The organism is Guptibacillus spartinae (genome assembly GCF_028610625.1).
Classification (GTDB): domain Bacteria; phylum Bacillota; class Bacilli; order Bacillales; family Guptibacillaceae; genus Guptibacillus; species Guptibacillus spartinae.
Genome location: NZ_JAQQWU010000005.1, coordinates 128,554 through 148,270 on the forward strand (window position 1 = coordinate 128,554; position 19,717 = coordinate 148,270).

The 19,717-nt window shown below is 40.7% G+C and carries 25 protein-coding genes; 3 read left to right on the plus strand and 22 right to left on the minus strand.

Going from position 1 to position 19,717, the window contains the following annotated elements:
* Positions 1–104 precede the first annotated feature (104 nt).
* Positions 105–947, plus strand: a complete 843-nt coding sequence (locus tag PQ511_RS11015) for an aldo/keto reductase (RefSeq protein WP_273851951.1) — start codon at positions 105–107, stop codon at positions 945–947.
* Between the two features lie 212 nt (positions 948–1,159).
* On the opposite strand, the gene PQ511_RS11020 is transcribed toward PQ511_RS11015, so the two are convergent.
* A complete protein-coding gene (locus PQ511_RS11020) occupies positions 1,160–1,708 on the minus strand; it encodes a 2'-5' RNA ligase family protein (RefSeq protein ID WP_273851952.1) in 549 nt (182 codons plus the stop codon).
* A 148-nt stretch (positions 1,709–1,856) separates the two neighbouring features.
* Between PQ511_RS11020 and PQ511_RS11025 the strand changes: the two genes are divergently transcribed.
* Positions 1,857–2,414: a DJ-1/PfpI family protein gene (locus PQ511_RS11025; protein ID WP_273851953.1), complete on the plus strand. Its 558-nt coding sequence runs from the start codon at positions 1,857–1,859 to the stop codon at positions 2,412–2,414.
* Positions 2,415–2,446: 32 nt separating this feature from the next.
* Here the strand turns inward: PQ511_RS11025 and PQ511_RS11030 are convergent, their stop codons facing one another.
* The 5 genes from PQ511_RS11030 to PQ511_RS11050 all read right to left on the minus strand — a co-directional run bounded on the left by PQ511_RS11030 (position 2,447) and on the right by PQ511_RS11050 (position 4,395).
* The gene (locus PQ511_RS11030; RefSeq protein ID WP_273851954.1) at positions 2,447–2,953 is read right to left on the minus strand and encodes a GNAT family N-acetyltransferase; all 507 of its coding nucleotides are present in this window, start codon (positions 2,951–2,953) and stop codon (positions 2,447–2,449) included.
* Positions 2,954–2,981: 28 nt separating this feature from the next.
* The gene (locus PQ511_RS11035; RefSeq protein WP_273851955.1) at positions 2,982–3,269 is read right to left on the minus strand and encodes a hypothetical protein; all 288 of its coding nucleotides are present in this window, start codon (positions 3,267–3,269) and stop codon (positions 2,982–2,984) included.
* Between the two features lie 107 nt (positions 3,270–3,376).
* Positions 3,377–3,793 (minus strand): DUF4181 domain-containing protein, encoded by a 417-nt coding sequence (locus PQ511_RS11040; protein ID WP_273851956.1) that lies wholly within the window; start codon positions 3,791–3,793, stop codon positions 3,377–3,379.
* Between the two features lie 23 nt (positions 3,794–3,816).
* The gene (locus tag PQ511_RS11045) at positions 3,817–4,119 is read right to left on the minus strand and encodes a hypothetical protein (RefSeq protein WP_273851957.1); all 303 of its coding nucleotides are present in this window, start codon (positions 4,117–4,119) and stop codon (positions 3,817–3,819) included.
* 93 nt (positions 4,120–4,212) lie between these two features.
* Positions 4,213–4,395, minus strand: coding sequence for a hypothetical protein (locus PQ511_RS11050; RefSeq protein ID WP_273851958.1), 183 nt, complete (start codon positions 4,393–4,395; stop codon positions 4,213–4,215).
* A 379-nt stretch (positions 4,396–4,774) separates the two neighbouring features.
* Here PQ511_RS11050 and PQ511_RS11055 point away from each other — a divergent pair, with 379 nt between their 5' ends.
* Positions 4,775–5,473, plus strand: a complete 699-nt coding sequence (locus tag PQ511_RS11055; RefSeq protein ID WP_273851959.1) for a YetF domain-containing protein — start codon at positions 4,775–4,777, stop codon at positions 5,471–5,473.
* Between the two features lie 31 nt (positions 5,474–5,504).
* Here the strand turns inward: PQ511_RS11055 and PQ511_RS11060 are convergent, their stop codons facing one another.
* From PQ511_RS11060 to PQ511_RS11135, 16 genes are all read right to left on the minus strand, one after another.
* Positions 5,505–5,852, minus strand: a complete 348-nt coding sequence (locus PQ511_RS11060) for a DUF4260 domain-containing protein (protein ID WP_273851960.1) — start codon at positions 5,850–5,852, stop codon at positions 5,505–5,507.
* Positions 5,845–6,285, minus strand: coding sequence for a carboxymuconolactone decarboxylase family protein (locus tag PQ511_RS11065; RefSeq protein ID WP_273851961.1), 441 nt, complete (start codon positions 6,283–6,285; stop codon positions 5,845–5,847). Before PQ511_RS11065 ends, PQ511_RS11060 begins: the two co-directional genes overlap by 8 nt.
* A gap of 38 nt (positions 6,286–6,323) precedes the next feature.
* On the minus strand, positions 6,324–6,884 hold the full coding sequence (locus tag PQ511_RS11070; protein ID WP_273851963.1) for a DUF4256 domain-containing protein: 561 nt from the start codon (positions 6,882–6,884) through the stop codon (positions 6,324–6,326).
* A 20-nt stretch (positions 6,885–6,904) separates the two neighbouring features.
* Positions 6,905–7,540 (minus strand): lysozyme inhibitor LprI family protein, encoded by a 636-nt coding sequence (locus PQ511_RS11075; RefSeq protein WP_273851964.1) that lies wholly within the window; start codon positions 7,538–7,540, stop codon positions 6,905–6,907.
* A gap of 35 nt (positions 7,541–7,575) precedes the next feature.
* On the minus strand, positions 7,576–8,085 hold the full coding sequence (locus PQ511_RS11080; RefSeq protein ID WP_273851965.1) for a DNA topology modulation protein: 510 nt from the start codon (positions 8,083–8,085) through the stop codon (positions 7,576–7,578).
* 292 nt (positions 8,086–8,377) lie between these two features.
* On the minus strand, positions 8,378–9,736 hold the full coding sequence (locus tag PQ511_RS11085) for a DUF2254 domain-containing protein (RefSeq protein ID WP_273851966.1): 1,359 nt from the start codon (positions 9,734–9,736) through the stop codon (positions 8,378–8,380).
* Positions 9,737–9,983: 247 nt separating this feature from the next.
* Positions 9,984–10,580, minus strand: a complete 597-nt coding sequence (locus PQ511_RS11090; RefSeq protein WP_273851967.1) for a hypothetical protein — start codon at positions 10,578–10,580, stop codon at positions 9,984–9,986.
* A gap of 14 nt (positions 10,581–10,594) precedes the next feature.
* Entirely contained in the window at positions 10,595–11,896 is a 1,302-nt protein-coding gene (locus tag PQ511_RS11095) for a S41 family peptidase (protein WP_273851968.1), read from the minus strand.
* 35 nt (positions 11,897–11,931) lie between these two features.
* Entirely contained in the window at positions 11,932–12,243 is a 312-nt protein-coding gene (locus tag PQ511_RS11100; RefSeq protein WP_273851969.1) for a hypothetical protein, read from the minus strand.
* A 110-nt stretch (positions 12,244–12,353) separates the two neighbouring features.
* Positions 12,354–12,800 carry a hypothetical protein gene (locus PQ511_RS11105; RefSeq protein ID WP_273851970.1) on the minus strand — a complete coding sequence of 149 codons (447 nt, stop codon included), beginning with the start codon at positions 12,798–12,800 and terminating at the stop codon, positions 12,354–12,356.
* Positions 12,801–12,956: 156 nt separating this feature from the next.
* On the minus strand, positions 12,957–13,517 hold the full coding sequence (locus PQ511_RS11110) for a GNAT family N-acetyltransferase (protein ID WP_273851971.1): 561 nt from the start codon (positions 13,515–13,517) through the stop codon (positions 12,957–12,959).
* Between the two features lie 14 nt (positions 13,518–13,531).
* Positions 13,532–14,023: a GNAT family N-acetyltransferase gene (locus PQ511_RS11115; protein ID WP_273851972.1), complete on the minus strand. Its 492-nt coding sequence runs from the start codon at positions 14,021–14,023 to the stop codon at positions 13,532–13,534.
* 21 nt (positions 14,024–14,044) lie between these two features.
* Positions 14,045–14,206 carry a hypothetical protein gene (locus PQ511_RS11120; protein WP_273851973.1) on the minus strand — a complete coding sequence of 54 codons (162 nt, stop codon included), beginning with the start codon at positions 14,204–14,206 and terminating at the stop codon, positions 14,045–14,047.
* Between the two features lie 251 nt (positions 14,207–14,457).
* Positions 14,458–15,192 carry a YqcI/YcgG family protein gene (locus tag PQ511_RS11125; protein WP_273851974.1) on the minus strand — a complete coding sequence of 245 codons (735 nt, stop codon included), beginning with the start codon at positions 15,190–15,192 and terminating at the stop codon, positions 14,458–14,460.
* Positions 15,193–15,254: 62 nt separating this feature from the next.
* Positions 15,255–16,106, minus strand: a complete 852-nt coding sequence (locus PQ511_RS11130; protein ID WP_273851975.1) for a dimethylarginine dimethylaminohydrolase family protein — start codon at positions 16,104–16,106, stop codon at positions 15,255–15,257.
* Between the two features lie 179 nt (positions 16,107–16,285).
* A complete protein-coding gene (locus tag PQ511_RS11135; RefSeq protein ID WP_273851976.1) occupies positions 16,286–19,447 on the minus strand; it encodes a DEAD/DEAH box helicase in 3,162 nt (1,053 codons plus the stop codon).
* Positions 19,448–19,717: the final 270 nt, after the last annotated feature.

The following is a 19,717-nucleotide window of genomic DNA, read 5'->3' on the forward strand; positions in this document are numbered from 1 at the left end:
TTTTTTCCAATTGTTTTAAATTGACGCTTACATAGGTTTGCAATTTTTCCCACGAGGTACTAGTTAAAAGAACAGTTATGAACTTAAGAAGGGAATGAGCACTGATGAAGCAATCCATCCCAGAAATCACATTAAATGATGGTCTTACTCTACCAGCAATTGGGTTCGGAACTTATAAGTTAAATGGAAATAATGGTGCAACAGGAATTACTAGCGCGATTGATGTTGGCTACCGTCTCATTGATACTGCGTATAATTATGAGAATGAAGGAACGGTTGGTGAAGCGATTCGTCGTAGCACGATTCCACGAAATGAATTGCGCGTGACGTCGAAATTACCAGGGCGGTATCAGGAATACGATAAAGCTGTGACGGCTATTCAAGAATCACTTTACCGCGCAAATTTGGATTACTATGATTTGTATCTCATTCACTGGCCTAACCCGAAGCAAGGCCATTTTGTAGAAGCCTGGCAAGCGTTAATTGACGCTAAGAAATGGGGCCTCATTCGCTCGATTGGTGTCTGTAACTTCCTTCCTGAACACTTAGAACAATTGGAAAATGAAACGAGTGTGAAGCCTAGTATTAATCAAATTGAACTACATCCTTTCTTTAATCAGGAAGAACAAAGGAGATACCACGAGCGAAACAATATTCAAACGGAATCTTGGAGTCCTCTAGCACGAGTGAATGACATTTTGGAAAATGAAACAATCGCCCAGATCGCGAAACAGCATAACAAATCAGCTTCACAAGTCATTCTGCGCTGGCATTATCAATTAGGATCCATCCCGATTCCGAAATCTGCTTCTCCGGAACGTCAGCGTGAGAACCTCTCCATTTTCGACTTCCATTTAAACGAAACTGAAATGGGCATGATGGCTGAATTAACGCGTCCCAATGGTCGCATCAACGATCAGGATCCCGCTACCTATGAGGAATTTTAAGAACAAAAAGAAGGAAATCCCGATTTAAACAACACGGGATTTCCTTTTTTTAATCAAGCACCTCCCCTACTAGCATGCCATGCACCTACTAACAAGGAGTAAACTTCTTACGCTATACAAGTTTTAACATCTGTTACGTTCCATGACTCTATCCTTGATTCATTTGAATACGAGCAAAAACACCACATGTGTTGGTAATGAACGAAAAATCATTAGGTAAGGTGTTTTGTATAAATAACGGGGGCATTCATCCCTTCCTCGTCCTCTTCTTTTACTTCAATTAAAGCAACGGCTTCAATTTTGCCACGGAAAGGTTGAACTTCAGTAAAACAATACTGAAACACATTGGCTAAATCATCAGGCTCAAGCTGATTTGCTACGGTGCAATGGGGGATCCATTGACCAGGAAAATATAAGGAGTTCACACTTCCATTAAAGTCTTCAAAATGTTGATGGTGAGCGGAATGAATTGCGAGTAAATCTTTTGTTACAGTGGGGGCTATGAAAATCGTTCCATAGTTCAAGAATGAACTAACCATATTAAACATAATCTCCATTTTTTCAACCCGATCATAAAACGTATCGATTTCTCTTATGTATTCTTCCCGATCTAAATGCTCGTAACTTGCAAGCGTTATGTGGGGTCTCCCATCCTTCACTTCATCGATATAATAAGAAAGACCTTGTTCCTTCAGCTCTCTCCAGATTTCTTTCACCTTTGCTTCCGTCTCTTCATCAAAAAGTGCTATGAACCAGAACACGGTTTAGCCGCCTTTCTTGTTGTGATTTCTTTACTCCTAGACACAGTTCCAATTATTTCAAAATAACGAAAATGATTCAATTATAGATTCGAAATTATGCTAAAATTCTAATTAATAAAGCAAAACGATTTGAAAGGGTGAAAATACAGTGAAAGCCTTATTCTTTTTATACGATGGCTATGTTGATTGGGAAATTAGCACGCTTTCCTACCTATTTAGTGAAACCAATGTTGAGATTGAAACAACCGCTTTAACAAACGAAGTAACACACAGTGGGAATTTCACGGTGAGAGTAAGCCAGCCTGTTGAGCAATGTCAGGTTCAGCATTACGACATTCTCATCATTCCTGGCGGTGATCCTGAACCGCTACTGCATGAGGAAGAACTGCGTTCACTTATACAAGCTTTTGATCAACAAAACAAATGGATCGCGGCTATTTGTGGTGCTTCCACACTACTAGGAGCAAGCTCTGTATTAAGAAATCGGGCGTATTCAACCTCAATGGATACCTCAGAGTTTCCTCCCTATTTTCATTCGGAATTAAAAAGCAAAGCAGATGTGACGGTATGCGAGAACCTCATTACAGCGGAAGGAAATGCCTATATTGAATTCGCTATTGCTGTCGGAAAGCAGCTCAAGCTATTTAAAGATCGAGAAGATGAGCTTGAGACGGTATTATTTTTCAAAAATCAATTAAGGGGATAAAAGAAAACGCGCCGATCGGTCGCGTTTTCTCTTTATAATGACCGTCGATAACGAAGCGACGTATACACTTCTTCTTCAAGATTACTGTAACTCTCCTGTTCAGACTGTACCCTAAAGCCGACTGCTTCATAAAAGGGGATGCCCTTCACGTTCCCTTTCGAGACGGAAACCCATTGTTCTCTTGCCCCTCTTTGTAATTGATTCTTTGTTAATTCATTTAACAATTTCGAACCGATCCCTTCTCGCTTACGATTTGGATCTAAATAAAGAACAAATACTTCCCCTTCTTCTAATCCAATCATACCACCGCCAATCGCTCCCACAACGTTGTCTCCATCTAAAGCCACAAACCATCCGTTCCATTCTCTCGTCGTGTGAGTGACTTCTTTTAGAATTCGATCTCTGTTGTAAAAGTCACGTATCACTCGTTCGATGTATGCCTTCGCATGCGTTTCCTCATATGTGTCGCGGTATCCATTGGAGCAAACCGAAACGATTCCATTCACATGCTCAGTCAAAGCTTTCTTAACTACGATCACCCTCATCATCTCCTAAGGTAACACCAATTTATGAATTTAGTAACTTTCGATTAATGAAAATCGCAACAGCTGCATATAGAACGACCATTGCGATACCAATCACCAAACCTTTATAGTCAAATTCAACTAAACTAATTCCAATGGTTAGAATCCCTAATGGCAGAAAAAACAGCAGACCCACAATCGTTCCGAGTAATGACTTGTTTTCCACTATTTTTTCATTAAAACCTACGAGTAGCCACGTTTGTTTCTTCATCCCCACCAAATAAGAAACGATTAAGAGAGCCATTCCAATGATAAATAAGCCGACATTCATATCAAGGCCTCCCCTGGCTTTGTGGTTCTCTTCTCGACTCAAAAATAAGAAGGTTTTCCCTATTGATAAGAGTCCCTTTACAGCATATTAAAATAAATCCCACCAACTTAAATAAGTCCAAAAAAATCGGTGAAATAAAGTACAAGTGAGGAGGTCACAATCACCCCTAGTTGGAAAAGAGTAAAAAGATAATCATGTTTATTCTCCGCATAGCGTTTTTCCATAATAGCAGTCACCGTTTCAGAAATAACAATAAATGCAAACAGAATGATATGCGTTTGCAAATACCAGAGCGGATCTTGAGGAATACGCTCTAGGTTGATAACTAAACTAACGATTAATAACAACATGACTCCGATCCGTATTGTCCAATCAATTCTTCGATGCCTTGCATTCACATGATGATAAGAAAACATTTTTCTCTTATCTACCTGGAGCCACTTCCGCAAACCCTTGTTGCTATAGTGAAGGATCGCCCATAAAAGAAATAGAATGAATATGAGCTTTAGCCAAAACGTCTCCAATTCCACACTCCTTTTACAAATAGTCAAAACTGATTTTCAATGGAACTTTGTTCAAATACTTTCCAATGACCATTCATCATGGAAGTAGCGTACCTCATGACAATATAATGCTTTACTTGATCGTCCTCTTTCGTTTGGAGGTAATACGTATCTGAACCTCTATAATCAATCTCTACAATTTCCTCCCCTTTGAACTGATGGTCATCCGTAATGAACTCTCTTAGGCTCTTTTCTTCACTGAATTCTAAGAACGGGTTGTAAGGTCCAAGCGTCATTAGGATTAATAATAAAAACAAAACGGTTACGATTAGTACAATTTTCTTCAAGACGGTCACCTCAGTAAAAACTCTAGTTAGCAATGAGCTGGGTACCAACGGGATCAACCAATTGGAAATGATCCTTACAAAAAGAGGCTGCATTTAAACAAGTTTGTTCGTTATCATATAATTCGATGTTCCACTGAACACATTCGAGTCATTCACTTCTCGTTTTGAAAGGAATTGAAAAATCCATTGTCGAAATGGATCTACGGTTAAGGTAATGAAGAAAAGAACAGACAATACAGTCCCAATGTACGCTGTCATTGTTCGTTTCTTTTTCATTTCTCTCCTCCTATTAAGCCGGCTTAGAACGAGATGTAGCATTCTGTGCACTGTTGATCATCGTGTCTTTTATTCAAAGTGCCACAATGGGAACATTTCACGAAAAGGGTGTGTGGATTTAGTCCTTTATTTGCATGTAGAAATCGATCATACCCTTTAAAGGCGTTGAGGACAGTCACAACGATCGCAATTCCAGAAGTAAGTAACCGTCCAAACCTATCACTCCTTCGCAGAAAGAGATTTACATAAAATTCTTTTTATTCCATTTAATCTAGATACGATTTGGAATGGAGAGAAGTTTCATTAGGGAGAATTGTATGCAATTCTAAAACGAACACATCCTAAAGAGACATCATGCTTTTTAGAAAGGAGAAAAATAATGGGTGTTGGTGAATTGCTATTACGTCTTGCTCTATCCTTTATCTCTTTACTTTTATTAACAAGGATTATGGGTAGAAAAGAAATTTCACAAATGACCTTTTTTAACTTCGTTTCCTCAATTGCACTTGGAACATTAGGCGCCTCCCTCGCCATTGACTCTTCTTTAAGTGTTAGAAATGGAATAATTGCGCTCGTCGCATGGACGCTATTCACCATTCTTATGGGTTATGGTGACTTGAAGTCGAAATCATTTCGCATGGGCGTAGAGGGGAACCCAAGGATTGTGGTTCGTAACGGAGAAATTATGGAGAAAGAGCTTCATAAACTTCGTCTTGACATCGATGCCCTTAATCTCTTGCTACGAAAAAAGAACGTCTTTTCTCTGAAAGACGTTGACTATGCGATTTTTGAAACCGATGGAACGTTGTCCGTTTTAAAGAAAGAAACCAAACAACCGATCACCAAAGGAGATCAAGGAATCACCTCAAAAGCGCAAACCATTTATCCGATCCCTGCCCCCTTGATTGAAGATGGTCAACTAAACCATCAGTCTCTAAACGAAATGAAGGTAGATGAGGATTGGTTACTCCAACAACTACATGCAAAAGGGATTCAGTCAGTCTCCGATGTGTTTTATGCGGAAATACAGAAGGATGGTTCGCTATTTATTGATAAGCGTGATGATCGTTTACATTAGAAGCAAAAGACGTCCCTCGACGTCTTTTAGCCTAAACTTTTTGTAGGTGCGTATCTTTAAAATCTGAGAGATACTTTAAGCCATATCCTAACGTTCGATCCATGCCAATATGTGCCATCCATATAACGCTTAATGCGAGAAGTAAATCCTGCTTCAAACCAACACTTACCATAAGTAAGAGGAGTGGAATGACGTACGTATGACCGATATTATAGATCATCGAACCTGTTCCTTTGTTATGTACGTACCCAAGCATAAATAAGTCAGGGAGCAATAGACAAAGGAAGAACAGCCACCAGCTTCCGTCGATCAAAGAATAGAAATAGATCGAACCTATTAAAACGACTAGTCCTTCCAGATGTAACAATCCTTTACTCATGGAGCATCTTCTCCCATGGGGAATCAGCTGGTTCAAGCTTCATAAGAGCACCAAAGTGTTGCTGAGCGGTTGTAAAACAAATAAACGCAAAAAGCTCACTTATTTCTTGATCGGTAAACGATTCTTTCAATACGTTACTAATGGATGAGGGTACGTCTCCATTCAGCTTGATGTATACTTCCGCAAAGCCGACTGCTACCGAGGTTTTCTCATCGAATAAACGAGGATCTGGCTTCCCTTTCGCTTTGCAATATTCGCATCCGTTACTCTGTGCTAACGTTCTTCTTACCTGCTCCTTCAACGTCGAAGTGAGCGACTGATTACCTTCCAATACGTCTCCTAATTTCGCCCATGCCGTCATGGCCTCTGGGTTATGACCTAATAGTTGTTGAAAAGGTGTTGCTCCTAAAGTAGACTTTTCAATGATTGTCATCTTAATCTCCTTATCGTCACACGAGTTGACTCATTTCTTTAAACTATAAGCGAGCCACGAAACCCTCTGGCAGCATAGTAGGATTCTGCTCCATTATGATAGATGAAAACATGCCCAAAGCGACGATCGCCAAAAAGCGCACCGCCAAGCTTTCGCATTTCTGCGGGAGTTTGCACCCAACTTGACGTTTTCAAATCAAACTCGCCAAGTTTCTGTAACGCTCGGTATTCCTCTTCAGTTAATATCGCGATTCCCATAGAAGATGCCAGATCCATCGCGTTGTTTTCAGGCTTAAACTTTTTTCTTGATTCCAGTGCTTCCAGGTCGTAGCAAACACTTCTCCGTCCTTTTGGACTTTCCGGTGAACAGTCATAAAAAACAATTTCCCCGTTCTCATTTGCCCCCACCACATCTGGCTCTCCACCCGTTTTCTCCATTTCCTGTAATGACCATAATTTTTCAGGATCATTTAATAGCCTATCCTCAACAGTCGTCCATTCAACCTCTTTATGACGATCCATATTCTTCTCAAAACGTTGTTTTAAAGTTTGAAGTAAACTATCCCTTTCCTCAGGTGATCGTTCAGCACTCTTAGCCATTCGCTCATTCCTCCTTCAGGTTATTCCATATAAGTTTTCACTAATTCATAGCACCTTTTTTCTGTTAGATCGTTCTCGACTGCAACGTATTCTAATTGCTCCATCGTACCGCCTTCATATTTTAGAGAAGCCTTTTTGGCTGTTTTGTCGCGGTATTCGATCCATTCACGCTGTTCCTTTCTTAACTCTTCCATTTCGTCAGCAGGCAGCTGCTTCTCTAAGACGCCATAGATTTCATTTAATAATCCATCTAAAACATCAAAGCGCTCTCCTTCCATGTTTTTCATCGCATAGGTAGAATCATCATCCATCTGATTTTTCTTTTCTTCTAATTCCTTTGTAGCTTGATTCAACTTCTTAAGGTAGTCTTCCTTCAAATTTTCTTCATTTTCTGATGATGCTTCATTCTTTGCTTCTGTATCGGCCTCGGCTGCACTCGATTCACTTTCCTCTGTATCCGTTTGTTCAGAAGTGCTGCCGGCATTCTTGGAAGCATTCCCAGTCGACTCAGCATTAACTGAATCTTCGTTTGTGGCTGGCTGATTTTGTGATTGATTTTCCACTGCCGCCTCGGAGCTGGAATCGTCAGATGTATTTCCACAAGCAGACAATACTAGGGCACTTGTTACCATACCGATGATAAGTTTCTTTTTCATACAACGACCAACTTTCTATCATAATTTATGTATGACTATTCCTTTATCCTTTCCAAAAAACGTACCACTTCCTGTCTGGAACTTAAAATAAAAATGTTCTTTTCCTCCAGGCGTTTTCCAAGCTTGTCTAAAATCAAGGGCTTCTTCGTATTAGGGTAGTCCCAAATCCATTTCAAAAAGTTAAGATCCAGTCTCTCCGTGCATCCTTCTTTCATATCGGGTCTTGTTTTGTTACGGTATTTCAGCATCCTTTTGAAAACACGATACACACAAATCACCCTCGATTGATCAAGGAAGATAATGGTGTCAGCAGCGTCTAACCTCATCTCCATCGTGCCATTGTAATTTCCGTCAATGATCCAGCGCTCTTGTTTCATTACCTTTTTTTGAATGGTCATCTGTTCTTCTTTTGTTGTAGGTTCCCAATTGGGTTTCCAAAGTAAGCTATCTAAATGCCACACCTGAATATTTAGCTTTTCTCCCATTTGTCTAGCCAGCGTCGATTTCCCTGAGCCACCGGATCCGATGATCGCGATTTTATTCATCCTTACACCCCTTTCTCTGTAGCCAAACTGGTCAATAAAGAGAGTGTTGTTTCTCATTAGTTGAATAGATGTAGAGGAGCAGAATTAAGGTTAATAAAAAATGATACAGACTGAGACTATTCGTAAAATAGATTCTAGTTATAAAAATAAATCCCACTATTAAACGTTTCTCCAACCATCGGCCAGCCAAATCCCCCCCTCCCGTTACCAATTATTTCAAAGGAGAGGAAAGAACTCAATCTTTTCTTATAAAAAAGACCCTATCGGAGATAGGGTCCCGTTCGTTAACGGTTTAAGTAGAAGGTATCTTTGAAGCACTCTTTGAACTAACGCGTTGCAACATGTATTCAAGCAGAAACAGGTAGTCCTCTTCATTGTCCGTCACTTTCGCAAGTTCGGCTAATGGTTCTAAAATAGACAAACAATCGTTTTCATACAAGCTGTAATTATCAAAACCCAAAATCGTCTGACGAGCGAACTCCCAAAGGTCTTTGTGAGCCACCCGATCCATTGTTTTACTTAGCTGGGCGACCATGGTTAAGAGCGCCGTGATAATGATGGAGTTCTGGTCTGCATACTCTCGAATTGAGGCAAAACCTCTATGAAGGTAATAACCAAAATCCTTTTGATTTAAAATGATCCGAAGCTCCTGGTCCTCGTCGAACAAGTAGGGTGAGAAATTCTTAGATTGGCCAATGCTTTTCAATAAGTCTGCAATCTGATGGATTGTATTTGTAACGGTTAGTGGGTCATTGTGTCCCAACGCCTTAATCGCTACTTCAGCAAGCTTGATTAGACCGTACTCAAGATCTTGAATTTCTGTTTGTTTCACACCAATTTCAATCGACTTTAGGTAGTAATCGGGATTCATGACTTGTCCACGTTCCCAATACGTAATCAGGGGGGTGCCCGCGATCACAAAATCTCCAATTCTAACATCGAATTTTAGGAGGACATCGTCTCTGTTTGCTTGTTTCATTAATCTTGAAAAGTCTGCGACTTGCAGATAACCGGATTGGTTGGTTTTGATAACCTTTCCATCAGATTCTGAAGGGAGATCATCCTTCCCTACGTTCTTGTCAAGGTGATAGGGCTTTAATTCTTCCTCAAGAGACGCCTGCACCAACTTTGACTTGGTATTCATATTAAAACTGATGTTATGAACTTGCATCCAAGTGGCGGTATGGTTGATAAAATAAATAAACGTAATTGCAGCGGTAACGGCGGTTAGAATGGATAAGACCGGCGTTGCGACCACATATTCCTCTTCTCCATGCGTGACGTACAAGAAGTTTAAGAGCACGTAAATGAAACTACCATTAAAAATACCAAGAACGTGCTGAGTTGCTCGATCACTGACAAAGTTTACAAGCATTTTAGAAGAGAACTGCCCGCTAAACGTTGTCAAAGCAACAAGCAAGGAGTTTAGTGTGAACGCACTTAAGGTGAGCACGCCTCCTACAAGTGCACTTAGAAGTACCTGCAGGGTCTGTCCACTGAAACCAATTCCAACAGGGAGATACAAGCTAACATCGACGACATAATCGAGATAGTAAGTCAAAAGTGATAAGCAAACCGCTCCAACAATATACCAAAATGGCATAAACCAGATTGTTGATTTCAGTTCACTTTTTCGCTGTCGTCTCGACATCTTCAAATATTTTTTTATATAGTAAAGGAGCCCCATGTGATCACCATTCTATTCTTAAGAGTTTTTAATCCTTCTATTTCCTACCCTGAAAAGAAGGACATTAACCTGAATTTTAGTGTTTCCATTTATAGGTGAAAATACATAAGCTTCCCCAAGGCGCCATTACACTTAATTTTCATTGTACGTTTGGTTCTACATACCTACTAAAAAAAGCCTATCTCTTAGAAGATAGGCACTTACAGTCTTTCTATTGCTCATTTTTTATTTCGAGCTTAAATACAACAGCATATTCTGCCTCTTGAACGGATTTCGGTAGTGCTGTTTTCTCTTCATTAACCTCTGTTGATAACTCATTTTGACTTGTTCCAACGAGGTAAGCTAAATAGATAGGTTCGCCTCTTTTCAATGTGACTTTATCTTCTAGACTAACAAAGCTATAACTTCCAAGATCATCAGGAAGAAACTCAGTACCTCTCACATATCCGCTCGGTTCTCCGATTGTGAGAAAAGCCTCCTTTTCTTCCATTAGGAGCTGAAAGGAGTGAAGAGACTGATTGAATTCGTAGTCGTCAGAGTTTGAAACCGAAGAAATCATATCTTCTCTTTTTCCATTTTCATACACATCAATCGAAGTCTCCAGCACTTCTCCCTTCTTTAGATCACCATCAACGGTATAAAAGGTTTGAAAATCCACCCCCATTTGATTTACGATCGCTTGCTCCCGCTCAGATAAATCAGCAGGTTCAATCACTAACGAAGTCTCGCTTTTCGCTCCACCACTTTCTTCATTCCCACAAGCTGCAAGCAACAAGGCTAATCCTAAAAAAACGATAAGCCGCTTCATCTTCCGCCCCCTTTTCAGTCTTCTATTTCCTCCCTGTAAATCTCCTGAATGGCTCTGTTCAAGTCAACATCTTGTTGTAAATGTGAGGGAGTCCAGGGAACATAAATATCAGGTTGTACCCCTTTTCCACTCATCCCTTTTCCTTCCTCAACACGAGAAGACTTTGAAGTAGGATACATTAGTTGAAATCGATTATGCCACACTTCAAATGCAACGTTCGCGTAATCATTCATTCCTAAAGTAGGTCTGCCCATGACAGTCACCTTCGATGAATGGTTGCACGTTTCCACAAAGGAATCACCAGAACTTCCACAGTAAACGTCTGATAGAATGATCACCTTCCTAGGGCCAGGTTTGGTTTCAAAGACAAGGTCCTCTTCTAATTCGGATAAGTTAAGTTCGACAAACCCCTCTCCTCGATGATTTTCTAATTCTTTGATCATCATATAAATCTGACGGCGGGTTCCTTCATCTTCGATTGAAGTTAACGCGCCTTCAAGCATTTGAATCCGTAACCTTACATTTCGATCCGTACAGTTCGTCAAAATGGTTTCATCTAATAAATCACTAATGTCTACCTTTTCTCCATCGAATAGATAAGGCAACAATTCAAAATAAGCAAGATCACTCCCCCCTCTATTCAGTCGAACGTCAATAATGAGAAAGGGATAGGTTGATAGACTTTCCTCGTGACTACGAATCAATTGATGAATCGCATCATGATTCATAAAATCCGTTACCTTCAAATAAAGAATATCTTTCTGTAATTCTTGGATCTTGTATTCAGGTTTGTATGGAACCGGTTCGTATTTACTTAATGCTAAGGAGTACCTATCTCCTCGTTTCGATTCGATTTCCACTACGTTAAAGTCTAATAATACCGGTTCCCATTTTTGTCTTTCATGAATGGGCGTTCGAAGCTCTCGTTTATATTTTTCAGCTATTTCTGAAACCCCACTTCCATCTAGCGAAATGATCTGATCACCTCTCTGTAATTCCCCGACATTTGAAGATGTTACAAAAAGACCGTCTTCAAACCTTCGTACTGTGAATCCTATGTCCTTTTTCTGTTTATGAAGATCGGTAAATCCAGTATGTAAATCTTTAAAGTCCAACAAATAGCTTTGCACGAGGTTAACAAATTTAGTTTCATCCATATCTTTGCACTGATTTAAATAAACTGTTGGTTGATCCCAGTCCGCCTTATCCTTACAACCTGCGTAATCCTGATGCATCATATCGACGATGTCATGAAAGATTTCACGGTACGTTTCATCGTTTTCTTTCCTCAGCGTGCTCTCATTAAGTATGCTCAACGATTCTCTCACTCCTTAAAACTTTTTAACGACGTTTAATAGAAAGTCATAACCGTCAAAATCAAACTAATTAGCGTATAGAGGACGGAACCATAAAACACCGCTCCAACATTCACTTTTAGTTCACGATCCTTTTGAATTTTCCCTCCTGCTTCACTCGCTTCAAAATTTGTAACATTTGATAGAACTCCTCCGCTACTATTCAACAAATAAAGAATCACTGATAATCCGAGCCCAATTAGAAAACTCCAATTCACATATGAAAAAGAAAAGATTGCACTAGCTCCCCACACAATTAGTCCTATAAAAAGAGATGCAAGAATTGACTTACCGATTACTTTGTTCAAAAAAACCCTCCTACAATCTTTCATATTACGCATGACTTTCGATAAGGGTTAGCAGAATATTGGAACACCCGCGCTGATAATCGTGCCTACTGCTCACCAGCTGATTTCCTTTAGATAGCATGTTGCAAAACGTCTTTTATATTATTCAGATGTGTTACCAATGATACCGTCGGAACAAATACGTATAAACTGCCCTGAATCAAAACGCGCAGCCATGATTTTTTTCTCATGAGATCTAATGCTCCCCATAATAGGGCTAATAACAATGGGGTAAAAAAGAAAAAATACTGAGTTCGTTGTTGTTGAATGAGATCTTTCAGATACCCAACCGTCCATTCTTCTCCTTCTTGCGGTACATAGGTCATCCGGTCTTCTTCTAATCCTATTAAGTTATCAGACTGCAAAACGACTAAGTCGTCTTTTGTGTTAATCGTTTCATAACCGAGCGGCGAATATCCGAGTGGATACACCAGGAGATAGGACAAACTAACCGCAATCATGAAAAAGGCCAGATAGACAAGGAAACGCCTTCCTTTTCTTAAACTTTCTTCACTCATATTTCACCTCACATTTAACATGGCGCCAGCTCAACAATGATGGGCGCTCAAATACAGAATGGGTGCACCTAAATTGACTCACCCACTCGAAATAAGTCTTTTTCTCCTTACAAAAAAACCTTCTACAACGTAACCACTAAACTCTTGGATAATTCTTTACTTACTAAAATAGTCCCCAGAAACGATCGCATACATCTTCAAGTCATGAAACTCTCCCTTCGCGTACATGGCATTTCTCATGATGCCTTCGAACGACATGCCGACCTTTTCCATGACACGCTCTGAACCTTGATTCTCTACAAAGCAACGAGCCTGAATTCGTTCTAACTGAAGCTCTTCAAATCCAAACGAAATGATTTGCCCGGCGGCTTCTGTCATATAACCTTTTCCCCAGCATTCCTCTGAAAGCACATAGCCGAGTTCTGCTTTTCGATGTCGTTCTTGAATGGTAACAAAATCAATTGTTCCCACAAGTTTACCGGTCGCTTTCAGCTCTAGGCCCCACAGTGCTTTTGTCCCCTGCTCATATCCGTCTACTATGATTTCCATGAATGTTTTCGTATCTGCGAGCGACTGGTGCGTTTCCCAGCTCACGTGCTTCGATACGTTCGCATTCGAGCCATATGCAAACATATCGGGAAGATCATCTACGTTAATTTTGCGTAAATAAAGATGTTTTGTTTCAAAATGTGGTAACCCTTTCAATAATTCGTTCAACTAAAAAGCCTCCTCTACAAATCTAAACGATAAAAAAAGGTATCTACTTTCATGACAGGAAACGATTCAGGTAAATCCTTTTCACTAATTTTCTCAAATCTATTTTTTTCATAAAAGCGATGGGCTGCGAGAAACTGTGCAGTCGTTCCTAGAAAAATGCGCTGAATGCATTGATCCTTCGACCATTGCATGGCTTGTTGTAAAAGAGTAGATGCAACTTGAAACGTCTTTCCTCTGTATGTTTCATCAACGAACATTTTTCTAAGAGCGAGTTCATTGTTACCAATATCCAATAAGCCAATCGTTCCAATAACCTGCTGGTCGACTTTTGCGATCCAGAAGTTCCCTTTCCCGCTCTGATAAATCTCTGGTATGCGATACAAATCCGGCTGATCTTCTTCACTAATAGAAATTTGAAATTCCTTCTGTTGGATGTGAAGAATAAGCGCAATCACCTGCTTCTGATAATCCGTAGAATACGGTTGGATGGTAATGGTTGTATTCAATGTCTCCTCCATTTCTCACTATCAAATAAATCCAAATAGCCACTTCATAAGAATTAACGTGAACAGAATCAGAACAATACTTTTTAATTCAGCAGTTGGTGAAGGTTGCTCCTTTTTTTCTCGTACTTTTTGCCTATACACATTCTGTATTTTAAAGAAGTCCTTTTTCTTTTGACCCTTCATCAGAGTACCTCCCAGGAAAAAACCATCGTTGGTTCACCTTACAGGTAGGAGCCATTTTTCAGAAACCGCTTACCGGAGCTTCTCACTAGCGCGCGCTTACGTTTTATTTTAACATAATATTCCACCAGTCATTTTAAAATGAGCCATTCTCAATCACTCCTTAGAACTTCTTTTTCATCAAATGCAAATAAAACCTGAGCAGGGCTTCTCCCACTCAGGTTTTAAGTCTTTATCCTAATGAAATTCTAGCTTCAACGATTTTGATGAAGAAAAGGACATTTCCCTTCAATTGGTGTCACGTCATCTCCAATAAACGACTGCTTCCATTCATTGTGAGTTGGATCGCCGAAGTGACTGATATCCGGGTGCTTAGGAAGTTGATCCCATGCCTCGACACGAGCCCGAACTTTTTCTCGTGACATGATGCCCCCTTTTTCAGTACCCTCGAGCCCCTGAAAAATGGCGCGAGGTTGAAAACCTAGGATGAGGCTATTTCCAAGATTTCTTGTTTTCCGCTGCTTGTAAGCTGGCGCATTCCCAAATGTGAAGATCGGTTCTCCAGCAAAGTGAAAATCCCATAAGTAGTGCTCTGGATCTTTTGGTGCATCGCTTGGCCACGGAAAGCGATCGTGATTATGTAAATACTGAAGAATCTCCCAGAAAGAGGAGCGATAGTCTTCAATCGACTTTTCGCTACTTTCTGGTTCAACGAATATAAATAAGCCGTGTCTGATTTTGGTTGGTTTCTGAAATAAACTAAGAAAGCTCTCAACCGCTTCAGGTAAATGGGACCAATCGTTGTGCTCAATATAAGCATAGCGCAGCTCACCTTTAAGCTGAGCAGTTCGACCAAAGAAACAAGGAAATGTTGGGTCCGTTACTAATTTACTGAAGGTCTCATATTCTGTTTTCAACCACGTTGGAAGATCTTCACGTGTTTCAATATCCTCTTTCGTTAACAAATAGCGACTTTCGGTTTTTAACATTTTCACGTCTCCTTTTAGTAACTAAAATCCTCATAAAACGGCGATTCAGGTCCGCTAAAAATTCAGCCTCGTTCTAACGGAAGCGTACAGCAGCGGAAGGATCCACCAGATTTAATAATTTCCGAAAAATCTACCGGCAAGACGGTGAACCCTTGTGCAGTTAAGATGCGGTTCAATCGGTTATTCTGTGAAAGACTGACAATTTTTCCATCGCCGATTGAAAGCACATTTGGACCCATGTAAAACTGCTCTTCTTCTGAAACATAGATTAATTGAAAGCGAGATTCCAACTTTTTTAAATCATTCTTAGTAAAAGCAGGTGGATAGACAAGTGCTACTTTCTCACTGATAATATTAAACACACAATCAAGGTGAAGAATATCTTTTCTTAACGATAAGCCTTCCACTTTGTAAGATGGTAGACGCATTTGGAGTTCTTGAATGGCTTCTTGTGACGTTCGGCCACTCTTTCCAACCCAAACGGTTGATCCATCCACAACGACATCTCCGCCTTCAATTGAACGTGGTAACCCTTGCTGGTATGCGATCTCATGCTCTTCAAGATACGTAATGAAGTGATTCACTTCCGATTGCCGGACTTGCTCATTCATCGTAGCGACGAAAAGTTCGTCGTGAATCGTAAAACCAATGTCTCTTGTAAACACTTGTTCAGGAAGAGTCGCATCCGCTTGAATTTCACTAACCGTAACCCCATTTTCATCCAACACTTTTACAAACGCCTCGTGTTGCTCTAAGGCAAGAGGAATGTTGATGTTGCTATTTTCATAATGCTTTTGTGTTTCATTGATAATCTCTGTAATTCTCATATAGGATGGCTTGACAACCAGCACATTTTTCAGACGTGTATATTCGGACTTGCACTGAATTTCTTGGCCAACGGCGACTCCATTCATTATCCTAACCTCCACCAAATCTCACATTTTAAAACCTCAATTCCCTCTCATTCCGAACGTAAAACCTAATGGAAGAAATTGTTTTTATTACTCTTGTGTAAACATGTAAAGGTTAGAAAATGAAATATTTAAAGAGCCTGAAGCATTTTCTCCTTCAGGCTCTTCTCAATCTTTATCATCTAAGAATCTGTTAAGATCTCACGAATATCCTCTTCTGTTAAGGAGGTCTTTGCTTTTTCTTCCGAATCAATTAAAGCGGAAATGAGCTCGCGCTTTTTCTCCTGAAGTTCATTCATCTTTTCTTCAATCGTACCGCGGGCGACTAGCTTAATCACGTTGACCACTTTCTCCTGACCAATGCGATGCGTTCGGTCTGCCGCTTGTTCTTCCACGGCTGGATTCCACCATAGATCATAGAGAACGACCGTATCCGCACCCGTTAAATTGAGACCGGTTCCTCCTGCTTTTAGAGAAATCAAAAACACATCACGTTCGCCCTCGTTAAACCGATTGCACGTCTCCACCCGTTCTTCAGCAGGCGTTTCACCATCAAGGTAGAAATAACTTTGTCCCCTTATGGCTAGCTCTCTTCTGATCAGATCAAGCATTTTCGTAAATTGCGAAAAGATCAGCATTCTTCTTCCAGAACGTCTTGAATCTTCAATAATTTCTAGTAGCTGTTCGAATTTAGCTGAGCTTCCTTTGTAACCCTCGACGAAAAGGGCTGGATGACAACAAATCTGTCTGAGCCGCGTTAACCCAGCTAAAATCTTAATACGATTTTTGCGAATGGTATCACGGTCAAGATGCTTTAACGTATCGGTTCTTAGTTTCGCCAGGTATGCGGCGTATAGCTTTTTCTGATCTGGTAAAAGGTCCGTTAACTCTAGTGACTCGAGCTTTTCTGGAAGTTCTGCTAGCACATCTTCTTTCATTCTTCTCAGTAGAAAAGGTTGCACTCTTCTGGCAATTGTTTTCTTGGTTAAGTTGCTGTATGCTTTAATGCCTTTAAAAAGTTCAGGAAAAACAACATGATAAAGTGACCATAGCTCTTCAATGGCGTTTTCAACCGGTGTTCCCGTTAAACCAAATCGGTAGTCTGCTTTGATTTTCTTAACAGTACGAGCTGTTAGTGTTGAAGGGTTTTTAAACGCTTGAGCCTCATCAAAAAACGCTGTATGGAACCTTTGCTTTTCATACCAGTTACCATCACGCCGAAGCAGGGGATAGGACGTAATGATGACATCCATTGCACTGCCACTCTTTTGAAGCTTTGCTCGCCTTGACTGGTTGCCGTCAATGACCAGCGCCTGAATTTCCGGCGCAAACTTTTTTATTTCATTGAACCAGTTATACGTAAGGGAAGAAGGACAAACAATCAACACAGGTTTACGCTGGGTCCGAATACTTTCCAGCTCCGATACGATAAATGTCAGGCTCTGTAGCGTTTTACCGAGCCCCATATCATCCGCTAGCACCCCACCAAACCCATAGCTCGCTAGTGTTTTCATCCACTGGTATCCCTCTACCTGGTAATCGCGAAGCACGTGTACTAACGAAGCTAGCACGGGAAACGCTTCTGGGTCCGGATGGCGCAAAGTGTCTAGAAAAGCGCGAAACGATTCGTCTGCTTGAAAGAGGCTGTTCGTTTCTATAGCACCCATGAGACTGGCACTTTTCATCACCGGAATCGAGAAATAAGGCTCAAACGGTTCCTGTGGTGGAACAGACGTGAGAAACTCATGCATCTCTTCCATTTCTTTCGTTTCAAGCGATAAGAGCGTGCCGTTACGAAGACGGTAATATTTGCGCTTTTCTTCTAACGCGGCTAAGATTTCACGAACTTGGTTATCTGATATCCCATCCATGTCAAACTTAAATTCTAACCAATTCGTCCGTTCGCGTTTCTTCAGCTTCACGTTTATTTTTGGATAGTGTTTTTTCTGAACGAGACGATTTCGAACGGCCGTAGTCGCGTAAAGCTTCAAAATCGATTCAAGTTTTGGAACGGTATGGTAAAGAAATTCATATTCAAGCGCCTCATTTTGCATCATATAGCCGCCGTCTGTTTTTGAAAATCCGCTTTCTTCCATTATGTTTAAAATTTCTTCTTCTTTCTCGATATCTCGAATGATCGTCGATCCAGGAACGTCTCGCCGTTCTAGCGGCTGGATGACCACTTCATCATATTGAAATTCGAGCCCTGCCAGTAGCCTGTTTTTTAAGCGATCAAGATAAAGACGAGCTTTTAGCGGCGTTTTCATATACGTTTCGCGAAACGATCGTGAAAGTTCCACATGTCCCATTCGTTTCAAATCCGGTACAACCTTTTCCAGAAAATGATCCATTTGAGGGTATGGAATTGGGATTTGATTGGTCTCTGACGGAAGCATCTGCTTTAATTCAACGATGCGATTAAACTCGCGTCGTTCTAACTGAAACACCGTGCCCTGAAATAAAACCGATTGATATGCGTTCAAAGCCGTCAAGCGATCAAAACCTTTGATCGTAATATGACAGTTCTCTTTGTCCCCTCTGTCGACCAAAAATTGAAGTGGGAGGGATTCGTTCCCTACTTTTAACGGATCGTACAGCATCCCTTTATGTTCCACACGAGCCGAGCCAGTTACTAAAGGAAGCAAACTGCTCCAGGAAGATGGCGAAATCATTAACATGTCAGACCGATCTCCTTCAGCGTGCGAAATCGATTCTAGAAAAGCTGATTCATCACGAGCGACACGGATGAGATGATGAAGAATAGCGTCTGCTTCGTTTGAAAAACAGTGAATCTCTGGGTTATATGTCACCCACGGTGAGACCTCACTTATTCGCCCTTCATTCACATCACGTAAAAAGTCACGAATAAACGACACCTTGACTTGATCAACCGCGATCTCAATCCCCAGCAAATTCTGATCGCTCATCGAAACGGATTTAAACGTAAAGGTCACATTCAACACCTTACGTTTTTCAAAATAGCGTTGCTGGCCGCTCGTTTGTGCAGGCTTGTCAGTAAAGAGCGTCATAAAGTTCTCGCCTAGGCTATTCTGAGTTCCGTTTTGTTGTTCATGCCGAATGGCAATCATGACAGCCGCAATATGCTGACAATCTTTTTGAAAAGTAGCGAGCGATGGACAGCTACATGCTGCCTGAAGGTGTCCATTAAAATCTATTTTGATTGTGACACGAAAGTCTTCCACTCCATGAACAGTCGCATCATATTGGCCTGATGATTTTTGAAGAAACGATACTTTATCCGTTTGAAAATAAACCTCTCCCTTTTTAAAGGAGAGGTCCCCACACATTTCTTTTATAAGATTGTTGGTGATGTTACGCTCCATGTTATCCCGGTCCTTTTTCATTTGCTTGCTTCATTTTAACACAATGGATTGCCCATACGTCCCTTTCCTCCTGCTCATACACTATCGTACAGCAAGGAGGGAAGAGACGTTGCAAAGGTCATTTGATTATTCTTGTAAAGGGATCAGACAAGGCAGCTATTTTCCCGGTTATAGCTTCCACCATGGGCATTCCAGGGATTACCCGGGGTATGGGTATCGTCATGGAAAAAATCCTCAAAAACATCACTTTCATCACAGTGCATACCATTG

What these genes read in the sequence shown, in the direction of transcription:
- PQ511_RS11050 (WP_273851958.1), bottom strand. Translation starts at nt 4,395, where the DNA reads ATGAAAAAGAAACGAACAATGACAGCGTACATTGGGACTGTATTGTCT.
- PQ511_RS11065 (WP_273851961.1), bottom strand. Translation starts at nt 6,285, where the DNA reads ATGACAATCATTGAAAAGTCTACTTTAGGAGCAACACCTTTTCAACAA.
- PQ511_RS11055 (WP_273851959.1), top strand. Translation starts at nt 4,775, where the DNA reads ATGGGTGTTGGTGAATTGCTATTACGTCTTGCTCTATCCTTTATCTCT.
- PQ511_RS11105 (WP_273851970.1), bottom strand. Translation starts at nt 12,800, where the DNA reads ATGAGTGAAGAAAGTTTAAGAAAAGGAAGGCGTTTCCTTGTCTATCTG.
- PQ511_RS11125 (WP_273851974.1), bottom strand. Translation starts at nt 15,192, where the DNA reads ATGTTAAAAACCGAAAGTCGCTATTTGTTAACGAAAGAGGATATTGAA.
- PQ511_RS11035 (WP_273851955.1), bottom strand. Translation starts at nt 3,269, where the DNA reads ATGAATGTCGGCTTATTTATCATTGGAATGGCTCTCTTAATCGTTTCT.
- PQ511_RS11075 (WP_273851964.1), bottom strand. Translation starts at nt 7,540, where the DNA reads ATGAAAAAGAAACTTATCATCGGTATGGTAACAAGTGCCCTAGTATTG.
- PQ511_RS11085 (WP_273851966.1), bottom strand. Translation starts at nt 9,736, where the DNA reads ATGTCGAGACGACAGCGAAAAAGTGAACTGAAATCAACAATCTGGTTT.
- PQ511_RS11060 (WP_273851960.1), bottom strand. Translation starts at nt 5,852, where the DNA reads ATGAGTAAAGGATTGTTACATCTGGAAGGACTAGTCGTTTTAATAGGT.
- PQ511_RS11130 (WP_273851975.1), bottom strand. Translation starts at nt 16,106, where the DNA reads ATGAATGGAGTCGCCGTTGGCCAAGAAATTCAGTGCAAGTCCGAATAT.
- PQ511_RS11080 (WP_273851965.1), bottom strand. Translation starts at nt 8,085, where the DNA reads ATGAATAAAATCGCGATCATCGGATCCGGTGGCTCAGGGAAATCGACG.
- PQ511_RS11135 (WP_273851976.1), bottom strand. Translation starts at nt 19,447, where the DNA reads ATGGAGCGTAACATCACCAACAATCTTATAAAAGAAATGTGTGGGGAC.
- PQ511_RS11070 (WP_273851963.1), bottom strand. Translation starts at nt 6,884, where the DNA reads ATGGCTAAGAGTGCTGAACGATCACCTGAGGAAAGGGATAGTTTACTT.
- PQ511_RS11090 (WP_273851967.1), bottom strand. Translation starts at nt 10,580, where the DNA reads ATGAAGCGGCTTATCGTTTTTTTAGGATTAGCCTTGTTGCTTGCAGCT.
- PQ511_RS11120 (WP_273851973.1), bottom strand. Translation starts at nt 14,206, where the DNA reads ATGAAGGGTCAAAAGAAAAAGGACTTCTTTAAAATACAGAATGTGTAT.
- PQ511_RS11015 (WP_273851951.1), top strand. Translation starts at nt 105, where the DNA reads ATGAAGCAATCCATCCCAGAAATCACATTAAATGATGGTCTTACTCTA.